This window comes from Pseudomonas sp. G(2018) (genome assembly GCF_005502415.1).
GTDB lineage: Bacteria > Pseudomonadota > Gammaproteobacteria > Pseudomonadales > Pseudomonadaceae > Aquipseudomonas.
Window position 1 is genome coordinate 13,282 of record NZ_SCOO01000040.1, and the last position, 15,623, is coordinate 28,904.

At 61.4% G+C, this 15,623-nt stretch carries 16 protein-coding genes and 2 pseudogenes; 11 read left to right on the top strand and 7 right to left on the bottom strand.

The genetic code is table 11. From position 1 onward, the window contains the following. Positions 1–133: 133 nt before the first annotated feature. Entirely contained in the window at positions 134–1,468 is a 1,335-nt protein-coding gene (locus FFS64_RS26995; RefSeq protein WP_137807849.1) for an acetamidase/formamidase family protein, read from the bottom strand. Between the two features lie 491 nt (positions 1,469–1,959). Between FFS64_RS26995 and FFS64_RS27000 the strand changes: the two genes are divergently transcribed. Together FFS64_RS27000 and FFS64_RS27005 are read left to right on the top strand one after the other, a co-directional pair. Beyond that, positions 1,960–3,006, top strand: coding sequence for a class I SAM-dependent methyltransferase (locus tag FFS64_RS27000; RefSeq protein ID WP_137807850.1), 1,047 nt, complete (start codon positions 1,960–1,962; stop codon positions 3,004–3,006). Between the two features lie 171 nt (positions 3,007–3,177). Beyond that, entirely contained in the window at positions 3,178–4,020 is an 843-nt protein-coding gene (locus FFS64_RS27005) for an NAD-dependent protein deacetylase (RefSeq protein ID WP_137807851.1), read from the top strand. Between the two features lie 27 nt (positions 4,021–4,047). On the opposite strand, the gene FFS64_RS27010 is transcribed toward FFS64_RS27005, so the two are convergent. Continuing rightward, on the bottom strand, positions 4,048–4,950 hold the full coding sequence (locus FFS64_RS27010; RefSeq protein WP_137807852.1) for a LysR family transcriptional regulator: 903 nt from the start codon (positions 4,948–4,950) through the stop codon (positions 4,048–4,050). A 176-nt stretch (positions 4,951–5,126) separates the two neighbouring features. On the opposite strand from FFS64_RS27010, the gene FFS64_RS27015 reads away from it, so the two are divergent. Genes FFS64_RS27015 through FFS64_RS27025 form a run of 3 tightly spaced genes read left to right on the top strand, consistent with a single transcriptional unit; the run spans position 5,127 to position 7,720 of the window. After that, on the top strand, positions 5,127–5,825 hold the full coding sequence (locus FFS64_RS27015) for a CoA transferase subunit A (RefSeq protein ID WP_095193495.1): 699 nt from the start codon (positions 5,127–5,129) through the stop codon (positions 5,823–5,825). A gap of 36 nt (positions 5,826–5,861) precedes the next feature. Continuing rightward, the gene (locus tag FFS64_RS27020; RefSeq protein WP_057399619.1) at positions 5,862–6,527 is read left to right on the top strand and encodes a CoA transferase subunit B; all 666 of its coding nucleotides are present in this window, start codon (positions 5,862–5,864) and stop codon (positions 6,525–6,527) included. 11 nt (positions 6,528–6,538) lie between these two features. After that, on the top strand, positions 6,539–7,720 hold the full coding sequence (locus FFS64_RS27025; RefSeq protein ID WP_137807853.1) for an acetyl-CoA C-acetyltransferase: 1,182 nt from the start codon (positions 6,539–6,541) through the stop codon (positions 7,718–7,720). A 90-nt stretch (positions 7,721–7,810) separates the two neighbouring features. On the opposite strand, the gene FFS64_RS27030 is transcribed toward FFS64_RS27025, so the two are convergent. Then, a complete protein-coding gene (locus FFS64_RS27030; protein ID WP_137807854.1) occupies positions 7,811–8,560 on the bottom strand; it encodes an SDR family NAD(P)-dependent oxidoreductase in 750 nt (249 codons plus the stop codon). Positions 8,561–8,672: 112 nt separating this feature from the next. Here FFS64_RS27030 and FFS64_RS27035 point away from each other — a divergent pair, with 112 nt between their 5' ends. Continuing rightward, positions 8,673–9,575 (top strand): LysR family transcriptional regulator, encoded by a 903-nt coding sequence (locus FFS64_RS27035; RefSeq protein ID WP_137807855.1) that lies wholly within the window; start codon positions 8,673–8,675, stop codon positions 9,573–9,575. Positions 9,576–9,655: 80 nt separating this feature from the next. Here the strand turns inward: FFS64_RS27035 and FFS64_RS27040 are convergent. Next, positions 9,656–9,879: pseudogene (locus tag FFS64_RS27040) on the bottom strand (transposase); the annotation flags it as partial. Then, positions 9,867–10,241: pseudogene (locus tag FFS64_RS27045) on the bottom strand (divalent metal cation transporter); the annotation flags it as partial. The pseudogenes FFS64_RS27040 and FFS64_RS27045, both read right to left, overlap by 13 nt. Before the next feature lie 160 nt (positions 10,242–10,401). On the opposite strand from FFS64_RS27045, the gene FFS64_RS27050 reads away from it, so the two are divergent. The 5 genes from FFS64_RS27050 (at position 10,402) to FFS64_RS27070 (ending at position 13,539) form a co-directional block, all read left to right on the top strand. After that, positions 10,402–11,199: a hypothetical protein gene (locus FFS64_RS27050; protein WP_137807880.1), complete on the top strand. Its 798-nt coding sequence runs from the start codon at positions 10,402–10,404 to the stop codon at positions 11,197–11,199. 56 nt (positions 11,200–11,255) lie between these two features. Next, entirely contained in the window at positions 11,256–12,173 is a 918-nt protein-coding gene (locus FFS64_RS27055) for a DMT family transporter (RefSeq protein WP_137807856.1), read from the top strand. 237 nt (positions 12,174–12,410) lie between these two features. Then, complete coding sequence (locus tag FFS64_RS27060) at positions 12,411–12,605, top strand: stability determinant (protein ID WP_137807857.1); 195 nt, start codon at positions 12,411–12,413, stop codon at positions 12,603–12,605. Then, positions 12,592–12,891: a type II toxin-antitoxin system RelE/ParE family toxin gene (locus FFS64_RS27065; protein WP_137807858.1), complete on the top strand. Its 300-nt coding sequence runs from the start codon at positions 12,592–12,594 to the stop codon at positions 12,889–12,891. Before FFS64_RS27060 ends, FFS64_RS27065 begins: the two co-directional genes overlap by 14 nt. 75 nt (positions 12,892–12,966) lie before the next feature. Next, entirely contained in the window at positions 12,967–13,539 is a 573-nt protein-coding gene (locus FFS64_RS27070) for a hypothetical protein (protein WP_137807859.1), read from the top strand. A gap of 3 nt (positions 13,540–13,542) precedes the next feature. Here FFS64_RS27070 and FFS64_RS27075 read toward each other — a convergent pair whose 3' ends face one another. Both FFS64_RS27075 and FFS64_RS27080 read right to left on the bottom strand, forming a co-directional pair. Continuing rightward, the gene (locus tag FFS64_RS27075) at positions 13,543–14,259 is read right to left on the bottom strand and encodes an alpha/beta hydrolase (protein ID WP_137807860.1); all 717 of its coding nucleotides are present in this window, start codon (positions 14,257–14,259) and stop codon (positions 13,543–13,545) included. 181 nt (positions 14,260–14,440) lie between these two features. After that, entirely contained in the window at positions 14,441–15,553 is a 1,113-nt protein-coding gene (locus FFS64_RS27080; protein ID WP_137807861.1) for a succinylglutamate desuccinylase/aspartoacylase family protein, read from the bottom strand. Positions 15,554–15,623: the final 70 nt, after the last annotated feature.

The window sequence follows — 15,623 nt, forward strand, 5'->3', positions numbered from 1 at the left end:
AACGTAATCACAGTTAACCGAAACGGTGTATCGGCTCTGTGTTGCGCACCGACGGAAAACGGCAGGACTTGTATCTTCGGGGGGCCTGTACACACTGCGATACACTTTCCCAAGAGCCCCCCTCCGCTTGGATTTACGCCAGGTCGTACTTCTCACGCACCAGATGGCCGATGCCCATGCGGTCCAACACATTCATGGGGCACAGGAAGGTCACGCGCACGGTACCCGGCAGGCGACTGATGTCGATGGAGCCGGTGATGGTGGCGCGGTTGAGCACTTCGTCATACGGCAGGCCGGTGACATTGGCGGCGCGCTGCAAGCCGTTTTCCACCGCCAGGTTGAGGTTTTCGCCGCTGCCGATGAAGGTGATCGGGCCGCTCTGCTCGATCTCGTGCTGACCCCAACGCTCACCCAGCGCGCGGACATTGGCCCGTTGTTCGGCGTTCATGGGCCGCGCCATCGGCGGCAAGTCATCGAGGTTTTGCAGGAGGATCGGGCCTTCCAGCGTCAGGTTTTTCACCACCTGCACCACCACTTCGGTTTCCCCGGAGCAATCGGTGGCATGCCCGGCGATCTCGCCATTGCCCTGCTGGGCATGCATGTCGCCCATGTACACCCCGGCCCCCGGTACTTTCACCGGGCAGATCAACACGCAACCTTCGCGGATCGAGTTGGTGTCCATGTGGCCGTCGGTCTTGGCCGCGTGCAGCTCTTCGCGGGTCATGCCGAAACGGTGCGGTGCGTTGATCAGGTACTGGCCGAAATCGGCGCAGTTGTGCGAGTCGGGCAAATCGCGGGACGGCATGGTGCCGATGTTACCGAGGAACGGGCGCATGTGCGCGGCGACACCGGGGATGTCGGCACGGGCCAGGGACAGGATCGAATGTTGCGCGGCAAATTCCGGCAGCGCCGACATTTCGGAGGCATCGCCGGCCAGCCGGTTGGCGATGTCCTGGTTGACCGTCAGGCTGACCTGGTTCTGCGCATCGAACACGATCACATAACCGTGGCTGAAGCGAAACGCGCTGACCTCCGCGCCACAATTGTTGCAGCGAATCGCGTCTTCGCCAATGCCTTCGACATGGCTGGCCGGATGCTCGGTGCCGCACTTGGAGCAGAACTTCGAGACGAACGGATCGCCGTTGTAGCGCCCCTCGACGAAGGACATGACCCCGGAGGAAGTGGCCAGCGAGGTGACACGCATGCTTTTGATCTTGATGGCCACGGCGTCGCCGATTTGCGCACCGGCAATGGCCACCGGTTGCGTCACTTCATGGCCGCCTTCAAACGCTGGCGTGATCATCGGTCCCCAACAGCCTGGCGGCGTCCCGGTGATCAGGGTGCCGCCGTCGGCCAGCGGACCGAGCATCGGCTGACTCGGGCCGATGATGCCGTTGGTGTAACGATCGACCCGCAGGCGATCGACTGGCGGGGTGTCGAGATTGGGTTCAGGCGCAAGCGTTGTCATTGTGGTCCCCTTGGCCGCATCAGGCGCGGCACAGAGTCGAAAGCGAACGGCCGCCGACGCAGGCGGCCAGGGAAAGGGTCTTGGCCGCCACGGTTCAACGGCGCCAAAACAACCTGAACAGTTCATCGCAGGTTTGTATCTGGTCTGTGTTCGGTGGTGGCTTTGAGTTCAGGCGGACTGTATCGGGAGGTCGGTTAGATACATTTGGATACATGCGATCTTCGATATCACTGCTGAGCCCTGTGGAAGCGAGCCTGCTCGCGAAAGCTGCCTTTGAGTCGAAAGGGAGTTGCCTGACCCACCGCCTTCGCGAGCAGGCTCGCTCCCACAAAGGACCCTCGTCGCCTGAGATAGCGCCCTTCTCTCCCCGAACTAAACTTAACCCACGCAGGACGTGCCTTTGTCCTGTTCATTCTCACGACCACCGCCCAGGGCGAACGTGTCGACCACCAACGCCTCTGGACCGTGATCCTCCCGAAGGAGCACACGTGATGGACGAGGCCAGACTCAACGATTTCATGGGCAAACTGGTTAACGACATGGGCGGCGCAGCGATGCTCGCCAATGTCATCCTCGGCGAAGAACTTGGTCTGTACCGGGCCATGGCCGACAGCCAGCCGATCAGCCCCGAAGCACTTGCCGCCAAGACCGGTTGCAACCCCCGCCTGGTGCGCGAATGGCTCAGCGCCCATGCCGCCTCGGGGTATATGGAACACACCGACGGAAAATTCCGCCTCCCTGAAGAACAAGCATTGGCCCTGGCCATCGAAGACTCGCCGGTCTACATCGCGGGCGGTGTCGGGGTGGTCGCGTCGTTCTTCCATGACAAGGACAAACTGGTCAACGCCATGCGCGGCAACGGCGCCCTGCCCTGGGGCGATCACCATCCGTGCATGTTCAGCGGCACGGAACGGTTCTTCCGGCCCGGCTACAAGGCTCACCTGATCGCCGAATGGCTGCCGGCCCTCGACGGCGTGATGGCCAAACTGGAGGCCGGTGCCAAAGTGGCAGACATCGGCTGCGGCCATGGCGCATCGACGGTGATCATGGCCCAGGCCTTCCCCAATTCGCGGTTCGTCGGTTTCGACTACCACGCGCCCTCCGTCACCGTCGCGACCCAGCGTGCCGAGGAAGGCGGTGTATCCGGCCGGGCACGGTTCTTCCAGGGTACGGCGAAAAGCTACCCCGGCGACGACTATGATCTGGTCTGCTATTTCGACTGCCTGCACGACATGGGCGATCCGGTGGGCGCGGCCAAGCATGCCTACGAGTCGTTGAAGCCGGACGGCACGGTGTTGCTGGTGGAGCCGTTCGCCAACGATTCGCTGGACGACAACATCACCCCGGTCGGCCGGTTGTTCTACGCCGCTTCGACCTTCATCTGCACGCCGAACTCGCTGTCCCAGGAAGTCGGCCTAGGGCTCGGTGCCCAGGCAGGCGAGGCGCGGTTGCGCAAAGTCTTCACCGAGGCGGGATTCAGCACATTCCGGCGGGCCACGGAGACGCCGTTCAACCTGATTCTGGAGGCGCGTAAATAAACACCGCGCAAATACTGTAGGAGCACGGCTTGCCGGCGATGGCGTCCTCAAGATCGCTATCGTCGGAACGCCGCCCGGAGACAAGCTTTGCTCCTACAAAGGATGCATTGCGATCGTAGCCAATGATCGGCAAATGCTAATCTGCAGGCACTCAACCGCGGAGTGCTGAACGTGTTCGACCCCCTCATTCATGAACAGCTCGACCGACTCCAGCAACTCATGACCGACGAGCCATTCGTGGTCCTGACCGGTGCCGGCATCAGCACCCCGTCTGGCATTCCGGACTATCGCGACAACCAGGGTGTGCGGCGCGGCCGGCAGCCAATGATGTATCAGGAATTCCTCTCGGCGCCCGAATCCCGACGACGTTATTGGGCCAGGGCGATGCTCGGCTGGCCGCGCGTGCGCCAGGCTCAGCCGAACGTGGCCCACGACACCCTGGCCCGCTTGCAAAGCAATCGGCAAATCAGCGGGCTGATCACCCAGAACGTCGACACCCTGCACGACCAGGCCGGCAGCCATGACGTGATCGAACTCCACGGCAGCCTGCACCGGGTGTTGTGCCTGGATTGCGGAAAACGCAGCGAGCGCGACTCGATCCAGCACCTGATGGAAGCGCAAAACCCGTATCTGGCCGGCGTCGACGCTGTGCAGGCCCCGGATGGCGACACCCTGCTGGACCCTGCTTTCGAATTGCGTTTCCAGGTCCCGCAATGCCCCCATTGCGCGGGTGAACGGATGAAGCCGGACGTGGTGTTTTTTGGCGAGAATGTCGCACAGGAAACGGCGGCAAAAGCCATGGCCGCGGTGGAAAAGGCGGCGGGGTTACTGGTGGTGGGCTCGTCGCTGATGGCCTACTCGGCGTTTCGCCTGTGCCGGGCGGTGGTGGATCAGGGCAAGCCATTGCTGGCGATCAACCTGGGCAAGACGCGGGCGGATGAGATTCTGGATTTGAAGATCGAAGGGTCGTGCGAGCAACTATTGCCGCTATTGGCACAACGCCTTTCTCTCTGATCAACCTAGAACCCTGTGGGAGAGTGATCACTGATTGGAAACTCGCTCACCAAGGTTCTCTTCTTTAAACACATCGAACAACGCCTGCGCTGCCGCCGACAGCTCTCCCCCCGGCAAGGTCAGCACGCCGATCGCCCGCTCCACCACCGGTTCGCGCAGGGTAATGCAACACGCGCCCAGTTCGCGCATTTGCCCGGCGCACAAGGCCGGTACGGCGCTGACGCCCAACCCGCTGGCGACCATGCGCCCGACGGTCGCCAGTTGATGGCTTTCAAACTCCACCGGCAGCTTCATGCCCCGAACCTGCAAATGCTCTTCCAGCATCACCCGCACCGTCGACGGCCGTTGCAAGGTGATGAACGGTTCCTTGAGCAAGGTCTGCCAGTCAATTTGATCCAGCTCGACCAGTGGCGAGTCATGGGGCACCACCGCCACGAACCGGTCGATGTACAGCGGGGTGAATTGCAGCGAGGAACTCATGGTCGGCTCGAACGCCACCCCCAGTTCCACCTGGCGGTCACGGACCATTTCCAATACCTGCTCGTTGATCACATCGTTGACCGTGACGTTGACATTCGGGTACCGGGCGCGGAATGTCTTGAGGATCGGTGGCAGCAGGTTACCTGCGAAAGAAGGCATGGCCGCCAGGGTTACGCGGCCGCGCTGCAGAGTGAAACGCTGGCGCAGTTCATCCTCGGCATTGTCCCAGTCGGCGATCAGGCGACGCGCCAAAGGCACCAGGGACTCGCCCTCGGCGGTCAGTGCCACGTTACGGGTGTTGCGGGTGAATAGCCGTCCGCCAAGGCCCTCTTCCAGCGCCTTGATGGTCAGGCTCAAGGCCGATTGCGACAGGTGCAGGCGTTCGCAAGCCACGGCAAAACTCAGGCTCTGGGCCACGGCCAGAAAGGCGCGGATCTGCTTGATGGTCATGGTCGCTTCGCTCCAGTTGTAAGCTACAAGCTTCAAGCTGCAAGTTGAAAAGCAGCGATTTGTTGAGTTTTATGAATTAATCGACATTAAAAATCAACTTAACAAATGAATTCTCCGGCGCGACACTCAACCCCATACGGCTAGCCAGCCGCCCACAAAGAATAAAAGAGGTGCATATGGCAGGTTTCGACAAGCGCGTGAGTTCCTACGAGGAAGCCCTGGCAGGTCTTGAAGACGGCATGACCGTGATCGCTGGCGGCTTCGGCCTGTGCGGCATCCCGGAAAACCTGATCGCCGAGATCAAGCGCAAAGGCACCCGCGACCTCACCGTCGTGTCCAACAACTGCGGCGTCGACGGTTTCGGTCTCGGCGTGCTGCTGGTAGACCGGCAGATCAGCAAAGTGGTGGCCTCCTACGTCGGCGAGAACAAGCTGTTCGAAGAGCAACTGCTCAAAGGCGAAATCGAAGTCATCCTGACTCCCCAAGGCACCCTCGCCGAAAAAATGCGCGCGGGCGGTGCCGGCATCCCGGCCTTCTTCACCGCCACCGGCGTCGGCACCCCGGTCGCCGAGGGCAAGGAAGTGCGCGAATTCCATGGCCGCAAGTACCTGATGGAAGAATCCATCACCGGTGACTTCGCCATCGTCAAAGGCTGGAAAGCCGACCATTTCGGTAACGTGATCTATCGCCACACCGCCCAGAACTTCAACCCGCTGGCCGCCACCGCCGGCAAGATCACCGTGGTAGAAGTCGAGGAAATCGTCGAACCCGGCGAGCTGGACCCGTCGCAGATCCACACCCCTGGCATCTACGTCGATCGGGTCATTTGCGGCACGTTCGAGAAGCGCATCGAACAGCGCACCGTGCGTAAGTGATCCCCTGCCCCCGGACCGAATGAAGGAAAAACAACAATGGCACTTTCCCGCGAACAAATGGCTCAACGCGTCGCCCGCGAAATGCAGGACGGCTTCTACGTGAACCTGGGCATCGGCATTCCGACCCTGGTCGCCAACTACATCCCCGAAGGCATGGAAGTCATGCTGCAGTCGGAAAACGGCCTGCTGGGCATGGGTCCTTTTCCTACTGAAGAAACCATCGATGCCGACATGATCAACGCCGGCAAACAAACCGTGACCGCGCGCATCGGCGCTTCGATCTTTTCCTCGGCCGAGTCCTTCGCGATGATTCGCGGCGGTCATGTCGACCTGACCGTGCTCGGTGCCTTTGAAGTCGACGTGCAAGGCAACATCGCCTCGTGGATGATCCCCGGCAAGCTGGTCAAGGGCATGGGCGGCGCCATGGACCTGGTGGCGGGTGCAGACAACATCATCGTGATCATGACCCACGCGTCCAAGGACGGTGAGTCCAAGCTCCTGTCCCAATGCAGCCTGCCCCTGACCGGCGCCGGGTGCATCAAGCGTGTGCTGACCGACCTGGCCTACCTGGAAATCGAAAACGGCGCGTTCATTCTCAAAGAGCGTGCACCGGGTGTCAGCGTCGAAGAGATCGTCGCCAAAACCGCCGGTAAACTGATCGTGCCGGACCACGTTCCGGAAATGCAGTTCGCCGCCCAGTGAGGAATCATTCCATGCAAGAAGTCGTCATTGTTGCCGCCACGCGCACCGCGATCGGCAGTTTCCAGGGTGCCCTGGCCAATGTTTCCGCGGTTGACCTGGGCGCTGCGGTGATCCGTCAACTGCTGGCGCAAACCGGCCTGGATCCTGCGCAAGTCGATGAAGTGATCATGGGCCAGGTGTTGACCGCCGGCGCCGGGCAAAACCCTGCGCGCCAGGCCTCGATCAAGGCCGGCCTGCCCTTCGCCGTACCCGCCATGACCTTGAACAAGGTCTGCGGCTCGGGCTTGAAAGCCCTGCACCTGGCTACCCAGGCCATTCGCTGCGGCGACGCCGATGTGATCATCGCCGGCGGCCAGGAAAGCATGAGCCTGGCCAACTACGTCATGCCTGGTGCTCGCACCGGCCTGCGCATGGGCCACGCGCAAATCGTCGACACCATGATCAGCGACGGCCTGTGGGATGCGTTCAACGATTACCACATGGGCATCACCGCCGAGAACCTGGCCGAGAAGTACAGCCTGAGCCGTGAGCAGCAGGATGCCTTCGCCGCCGCCTCGCAGCAGAAAGCCACGGCCGCCATCGAAGCCGGGCGTTTTGCCGATGAGATCACGCCGATCCTGATCCCGCAGCGCAAGGGCGATCCGCTGTCCTTCGCCACCGACGAACAGCCACGGGCCGGCACTACCGCCGAATCCCTGGGCAAGCTGAAAGCGGCCTTTAAAAAGGACGGTTCGGTGACCGCCGGTAACGCTTCGTCGCTGAACGACGGTGCCGCTGCCGTAATCCTGATGAGCGCGGAAAAAGCCAAAGCCCTGGGCCTGCCGGTACTGGCGAAAATCGCTGCCTACGCCAACGCCGGCGTGGACCCGGCGATCATGGGCATCGGCCCGGTATCGGCTACGCGCCGCTGTCTGGACAAGGCCGGTTGGTCGATTGACCAATTGGACCTGATCGAAGCCAACGAAGCGTTCGCCGCACAATCGCTGGCCGTGGCCAAGGACCTGGAATGGGACTTGAGCAAGGTCAACGTCAACGGCGGCGCCATCGCCCTCGGCCACCCGATCGGTGCCTCGGGTTGCCGCGTGCTGGTGACCCTGCTGCATGAAATGATCAAGCGCGACGCCAAGAAAGGCCTCGCCACCCTGTGCATCGGTGGTGGTCAAGGCGTGGCATTGGCGATCGAGCGGGCGTAAAGCGTTCAACAGACTGCGCGGGGACCCACGAAGAGCCGCGCAGTCTGGCTACACCGCCAGTGTTTCTAAAGCTCTTTCGTCGCAGGGCCATCAGGCGGTGAAGCCACCGTCGGCAATAATGTCGGCGGCGGTGACGAACGCCGCTCCGGGGCTGGCCAGGAAAGCCACGACGCTGGCGATATCTTCGGGTTTGCCGTAACGGCCGATGGCGATGCCGGGGCCGACAATCTGGCTGACCGGGCCGCCGTCCGGGTTCATGTCGGTGTCGGTCGGGCCTGGATGGACGGTGTTGACGGTAATACCCTTGGGCCCGAGATCACGGGCCAGGCTGCGGTTGAAACCGGCGATGGCGCCTTTGGTCAGGGTGTACAGCGAGGCGGTGGGGAACGCGGCGTAATGGGTCATCGACGAACCGATGTGGATAATCCGACCGCCCGTCTTCATGTTGCGCGCCGCTTCCTGGGTGGCAACAAACACTCCGGTGACGTTGACCGCGATCATGCGTTGATAGTCGTCGAAGCTGATGTCCTCAATCGGTCCGCCCAAGGCGATGCCGGCGTTATTGACCAGAATGTCCAGGCTGCCAAACGCTTCGAGGGTGCGCGTCACCGCCCCACGCACCGCCACCGGATCACCGGCATCGGCGGCAATCGCCAGGGCACGGCCACCAGCGGCTTCGATGGCCTGCACCACCTCAAAAGCTTTGGTCGGGGATGCGCTGAAGGTCAGCACGACGTTGGCACCGTCAGCCGCCAGGCGCTTGGCGATGGCCGCGCCGATGGAGCGGGAACCGCCAGTGACCAGTGCGGTTTTGCCGGCAAGAGGAAGTTGAGACGTCATGGTTTTTTCACTCCGTGGGTTGGGGATGGAGTGAATACTGCGCTTGCCATTGGTAACTGATTAGCGGGTAATGACTTGAATGATTTTCAAGCCTTGCTAACAGGTGCCCACCGTGGAAACCCTCGCCAACCTCGAATCCTTTGTGCGCAGCGCCGAAACCGGCAGCTTTTCCGCGGCCGCCCGTTTGCTCGCACTGACCCCGGCCGCCGTCAGCCGCAATGTGGCGATACTCGAGCGCAACATCGGCGTGCGCCTGTTCCAGCGCTCGACCCGCAAGCTGTCGCTGACCGAGGCTGGTGAGCGTTTTCTGGCCAACATCGGCGGGAACCTGGAAGCGTTGCAAGCGGCGATCGACGCAGTCACGACCGATCGGGGCACGCCTGCGGGGGTGCTCAAGGTCAGCTTGGCGCCGACCTTCGGCATCGGCCATATCCTGCCGCTGTTGCCGGCCTTTCTGGCGCGCTACCCACTGATCCGCCCGGAATGGCATTTCGAAAACCGCGCCGTGGACCTGATTGCCGAAGGTTATGACGCGGCCATCGGCGGTGGCTTCGAATTGACGCCGGGGGTCGTCTCGCGAACCCTGGCGCCGGCGCAGGTGGTGGCCGTTGCATCACCGGCTTATCTGGCTGCATGCACTGCACCCGCCAGCCCGGCTGCTCTGTCCCGACATCAGGGCATCGTGATGCGCGGCACCCGCACCGGGCGCATTCGCCAGTGGGTCATGCGCGATGCAGCGGGAAATGAGGAACTGGCCAGTCTGAACGAAAACATCGTACTCAACGATCCTGCCGCCATGCGTGAAGCCGCGATCCTCGGTCTGGGCGTGACGTTGCTGGTATTGTCCGATGTGTTGCCGAACATCCAGCGCGGTGAACTGGTGCGGCTGTTGCCGGACTGGCATGGCGATGCGGGGGGGATTTCGCTGTACTACCCGAGCCGGACACTGATGCCGGCCAAGACCCGGGTGTTTATTGATTTTGTGGTTGAGGCGTTTCAGGCTCAGACCGCGTAATCGTTCTTCGCGGGCAGGCCCGCTCCCACATTTGGAATGCATTCACTCTGTGGGAGCAACTGTCTTCACCCTGCCATTCGTCACCGCCATTCGGTGCCGTCTCTCAGCATGGCATTCAGCCTGATCAGCAGTACCCGCATGCAGGCAAGAGCGCGACTTTCGCGCTCTTGCCTCGCTCCCGAAGACCGTCATAACGTGCCTTGAAGTCAGGCTGATGACGGATTACCACCCAGCAGGACATGTACAGCGCTCGTCTAACACGGGCTCTCCCTCCATAGATTTGACGTTTTCCACTGTGATCGCCGCGTTGACCATGAGCGCCAAGGCCAGGGAGCCGATGGTATCGATGCGCGCCAGTTTAACCGCGTCCTGCTTGCTGGCCTGGTCCTTGCCGATCAGCCGCGTTTGCACGATCGAGGTGTGCAGGTAGAGGTTATGCGGCATCACCGTGGCCCCGAGAATGCCGATGGCCAGGTACAGCGGCGCAGCATCGGCGAGAGCGGACAGTGATGGCGTGAAGCCTTGGGCGACATCCGGCCAGAAAGGCTTGATCAACAGCAGCTCGACAAAGAAACACGCGCCAATGGTGCCCACCAGCACCAGCATGATCGCTTCCAGACGACGGAAGCCACGGTTCTGCAGGGCCAGCACCAGCAAGGTGTCGAACATGGACTCCAACGATTACGCGTGCTGTCTGGATGACCGCAGTGCCTGAGCGTTTTTCGCGAGCGCGCTCGCTCTACAGGGGATACTTTGTATACATAAATTGTGTACACATCGAGTAATCCTGCTAATGTTGCCCCTGACACAGGTTGGAGACGTACGCGTGCTGATGCTCAAACTGCTGGTAATTCCAGGTTTCCTGCTGCTGATTTCCCTGGCCGGCAAGCGCTGGGGGCCGAGTGTGGCGGGTTGGTTGTCGGGGTTGCCGGTGGTGGTCGGGCCGATTCTGTTCTTCCTGGCCATCGAACAGGGCGAACTGTTCGCCGCACAATCGGCCCTGGCAGCGCTGTCAGCCATGTTCGCGATGATTGCCTTCTGCGTCACCTATGCGCAGGTCGCCCAGAGAGCGCAATGGCCGCTGGCGCTGACGATTTCGCTGTCAGTCTGGGCGGCAGTCGCCGTGGTGCTGTCGTTGATCCCGCCGTCACTGCTGGTATCCGTGCTTGCCGCCGCCTCTGCCCTTTTGGCCGCGCCCTACCTGTTCCCCTCGGTGCAACCGATCGTTTCCGGCCCGGCGCCAAAGTCCGACAAACTGCTGCTGCGCATGGTCGCTGGCGCCCTGCTGACTTTGGCCGTTACCCTGCTCGCCAGCACCGTCGGTGACCGCTGGAGCGGGCTGCTTGCGGTGTTCCCGGTGCTGGGCAGTGTGATGGCGGTGTTCTCCCAGCAAACCCGTGGCCCGGCGTTTACCGCTGCCCTGCTGCGCGCAACGGCGACCGGTATGTATTCATTCTCGGCGTTCTGCCTGGTATTGGCGCTGGCGTTACCCGGCATGGGGATGAGCGCGTTTGCCCTCGGCGTGGCCGTGTCGGTGGCGATGCTGGGCGTGACCAAGCGCCTGCTGGCGCGTCCTGTCGGCCCGGTGACGGCGGACGCTGGACGAACCGCGATCAAGCGCTAAGCTGCATCAGGTCATCGGGCAAGGAAGTCGCCCGTTCTACGACTGAAGGAACAGACATGGCCACGTCTCGCGTCCGTAGTGCCCACTCCGCCACCGCGGTCGGCGTGATCGCGATCTTTCTCTGGTCCTGTCTGGCGTTACTGACCACCCTCACCGAAGGCCTGCCGCCGTTCGAAGTGCTGACCCTGAGCTTCGGCGTGGCGTTCGTCGCCAGCCTGCTCATCCTGGGTCGCCACGGAATCAACGGGTTCAACAGTTGGCGTCAACCCTGGGCGGTATGGGCGACGGGCTTTGTCGGCATCTTCGTTTATCACGCGCTGTACTTTTTCGCCCTCAAGGCTGCGCCGGCGGCCGAAGCCAGCCTGATCAATTACCTGTGGCCGCTGCTACTGGTGCTGCTGTCGGCCTTCGCCGCCGCGGAGAAGCTGCACAAGCGCCAGGTACTCGGCGCCCTGTTGGGCCTGGCGGGCACGGCGTTCATCATGCAGCAACGCGGCTCGGACTCCGCCGCCGCGATGCCGATACCCGGATACCTCGCGGCGTTTGGCTGCGCCTTGATCTGGGCCGGTTATTCGGTGTTCAACCGCCGTTTCAAGGAAGTGCCGAGCAGCATCATCGGGGGCATCTGCGGCATGTCTGCGGTGGGCGGCCTGATCTGTCACCTGGCTTTCGAGACCACGGTGTGGCCCGACGCGCGTCAGTGGGCAGCGCTTGTCGTTCTCGGGCTGGGCCCGGCGGGACTGGCGTTTTTTGCCTGGGACCACGCCACCAAACACGGCAACCTGGCCACTTTGGGCGCGCTGTCCTACCTGGCTCCGCTGGTTTCCACCCTGCTGCTGATCGTCGTCGGGCGCAGCCACGCCAGCCCGCTCCTGATGATCCCCGCATTACTGATTATTGCCGGTGCGGTCATCGCCACTTCACAACCGACGATCAAAACGCCTACAACACCCTCGATCGTTTCGCACGAGTAACCCAACAACTCCGCACACCCAGCAACTCTGGCAGTCTTCCTACAACGGATACTTCGTAAAAGGATCGAGGAAATATCCAACGTCTTTTGAAGGTTGGCGGTCGGAAATGTGGAGCTTAGGATTTGAATCGGGTGGAGTAAGCGCCCACGCGCTTGGGCAGGGAGTACTTCATCGAGACAGCGACGACAACACCTCACATTCCGAATAGACTGCTTTCCATTGATCCTGGAGATCACCATGAGCACCGAACTTTCCCCCATCGTTTCAGAGTTTGAAACCGAAGAGCAGGCCGCCAGCTATGACCGCTGGTTTCGCGCCAAGGTCCAGGCTTCGCTGGATGATCCACGCCCGAGCATTCCACATGCCGAAGCCATGGCCATGGTTGAAAAAATGTTAGAAGACAAGCGTAAAGCTCGTCTTGCGGCTCGTTAAGTGGAAACTCCAAGCTCTTGACGCCCTGACCGAGATCATCGACTACATCGAGCAATACAGCCCCGCTGCCGCTGCTTCATTGCACCGCACGATTGTGACTGCTACTGAAGGTCTATCCTTCATGCCTTACAGCTTCAAGTCCGGCCGATTGCCCGATACCAGGGAAATGTTTGTCCATCCAAACTATGTGGTGGTCTACCAAGTGAAAGAGCACGTTGAAATACTGACCGTTTTACACGCCAGGCAGGAATACACTCAGCACCCAACATCAATGACCGTCCGTTAGCCCACACTGGAATGCCCGCCAACCTCCATGGGATGATCGCCGCCCCACTGCGCGACCATACCTGGAGATTCACCCATGTCACTGTTGAGTAAAAAAGCCGTTGTCCTGATGCTGGCGGCGGTCGCCACATTGGGGGCTTTGAATGCGCAGGCGGCCAAGGCCCCGGCCAAAGAAGCGACATCGACACAGAAAGTCTCGATGCTCGGCGGCAAGTTCACGTTCACCCTGCCAAAGGGCTTCGTTGCCAACGCGCTGCCAAGCAGCCCTACCGGTGCAAGCGGCACCATGTATGCCAACGAAACGACCAAGACCGTGGTGATCGCGGCTGAAAACAGCTTGCCGGATGGTGCCAAGGTCAAGGACAACGACGGTGCGTTTCTCGACGGCACTGTGGCCGACTTCGACGCGGCGCAACGCAAGGCCCTGCCGGACTACAACAAGCTCAGTGAAAAAAGCCTGACCCTGAAAAGTACCGGGCTGGGTGTGCGTCAAATCGACAGCACCGCCAGCCAAGGTGGCGGCATGACCCTCAACACCACACTGATGGCGGCGTCCGGTAATCGCATGACCGTAATTCAGGTCATTTCCCGCCCTGGCGACATGGCAGCCCACGAGACGCTGATCAAGCAGATCGTCAGCGGCAAATAAGCGTCAAGGGTTGAGGCGCTGCAACCAGGCGCTCAAATCCTGCATTTCTTCGGCGCTGATGCTATGGCCGACACCCTGGTACGCGTGAAACTCAGGCTCGAGTGAGATGCTCTGCAACAGGCTGTTGGCCTCGGTGCCGTCGCTGTACGGCAGACGTTTGTCCGCCGTGCCATGACCGATGAAAATCGCCAGTGACCGGCGTTTTTCATCCGGTTTCAATTCGGACCTGAGTACCGGCAGAATCCGCCCGCTCAACGCAGCGATCCCGCCCACAGCCTCGGGATGCCGCAGGGCGAGTTCGTAGGACATGATCGCGCCCTGGCTGAACCCCACCAGAAACACCTTGTCCGGTTCAGTGTGATACTTGCGCGCCGCCTCTACGACGAAATCCAGCAATAACTGGCCGCTGGACTTCAGATCGTCGGTCTCACCGTTGTAGGCACCTTCGCCCTTCTTGCGAAACCACTGGTAGCTGCCCTCTTCCATCACCATCGGCGCCCGCACTGACAGGTAATTGTATTGCGTGGGCAGCTCATCCTTGATGCCGAACAGATCCTGCTCGTTACTGCCGTACCCGTGGAGGAAAATCACCAGGGGCTGATCGCCGGAATCGGGGTTGGCCCGTTCCAGGTATTTGAGCGGCAGGTCGGTTTGCAGTGGGGTTTGAGCGTGGACAGCGGCAGATGCCAGCAGCGTGAGCAGAGCGAGAATCTTCAACATAAGCCTTCCTTCACAGTGCGCAGGATTCGGGGCAGAGCCTAACACTGTGAGACAGGCAGGGACATTTCAGGTGAAGCCGAGTGCCTCTTCGCGGGCAAGCCTGCTCCCACAGGTTTTGCACGCCTCTGTGGGAGCGGGCTTGCCCGCGATGAGGTCGAATCAAACGGAGTAAATCTCCGGATCAGTCGTTAATCAGTTTGCCCACCCGAATCGGCTCGCGCCCCGCCACTTTCGCCTGCCAGGTCCCCGGTTGCGTATAGCGCCCGCGATCGATGGCAAACAGCACGCCACTGGTGCCCGCCCGTACGGTAGTGACCTTGTCGTTCAACGGGTCGACCACTTCAAACAGTGCATCGCCCTTCTCCACCCATTCACCGGCCTCCCGCAGAAAACTGACCACACCGTGGTGGGGTGCGAACAGGTATTGGGTGCCTTCGAACGGCATGCCCTCGCAGCATTCATCCGGCGCCGCCGGCCAGTTACCCTTGATAAAGCCCTGTTCAGAGAGAAAGCCCAGAATCGCCTCGCAATTGGCTTGCGCCTGATCGACCCGGGTGTCGCCCATGCTTCCCAATTCCAGGGTGGTCGCCAGGTTGGCCGGGGGAATCACCGCGTCGGGGAAGGCCCTGGCCAGGCGCAACCACGGCGAGGAACAGGACTCATCGAAAGAGCTGCCGCCGGAATCTTCACACAGCAGCGCCACGCCGGCCTTCAAGCGCGCCGCCAGGGATCGCCACTGCGGCCAGTGTTGCGGCAAGGCGTAAATATGAATCGCCGCGTCGAAGTCGCAATGCAGATCGAGGGTGATGTCGGCGTCGCAGGCATGACGCAGCAACAAACGATGCATCGCCTCCAGTTGTGAAGCCGGGGCCGGCAAGCCGTCGAGTACTTGGCCCATGGTCTGGCGGATCAGTGCGATATTGGCCTCGGCATCACTGCCCAGACGATCACCGATCAACTGCGCCACCGGGGCACTGAGTTCGACGAATGCGCGATTGAAGTTCTTGCCGCTGCCGAGTTCGAAACGGCCCATGTGGCTGCCTTGCAAGTGCTGATCGAGACCGATGGGGTTGGCCACCGGCACCAGTTCGATCACCCCTTGCAACTGCCCCTGACTTTCCAGCTCGGTCAGGCGTTTCTTCAATTCCCAGGCCGTGCGCATGCCCGGCAACTCATCGGCGTGCAGACTGGCCTGGATGTAGACCTTGCGCGTGCCGGTGCCATAACGAAAGACGCTGAGGGTGCGCTCGGTTCCGAGGTGGCTCCAGGGCAGTGGGTGGTCGATGCGTTGCATTGGAAAACTCCGGTATCTCTGTAGGAGCTGCCTGTGGCAGCTCCTACATGGGAATGTGGTGGCCAGAATA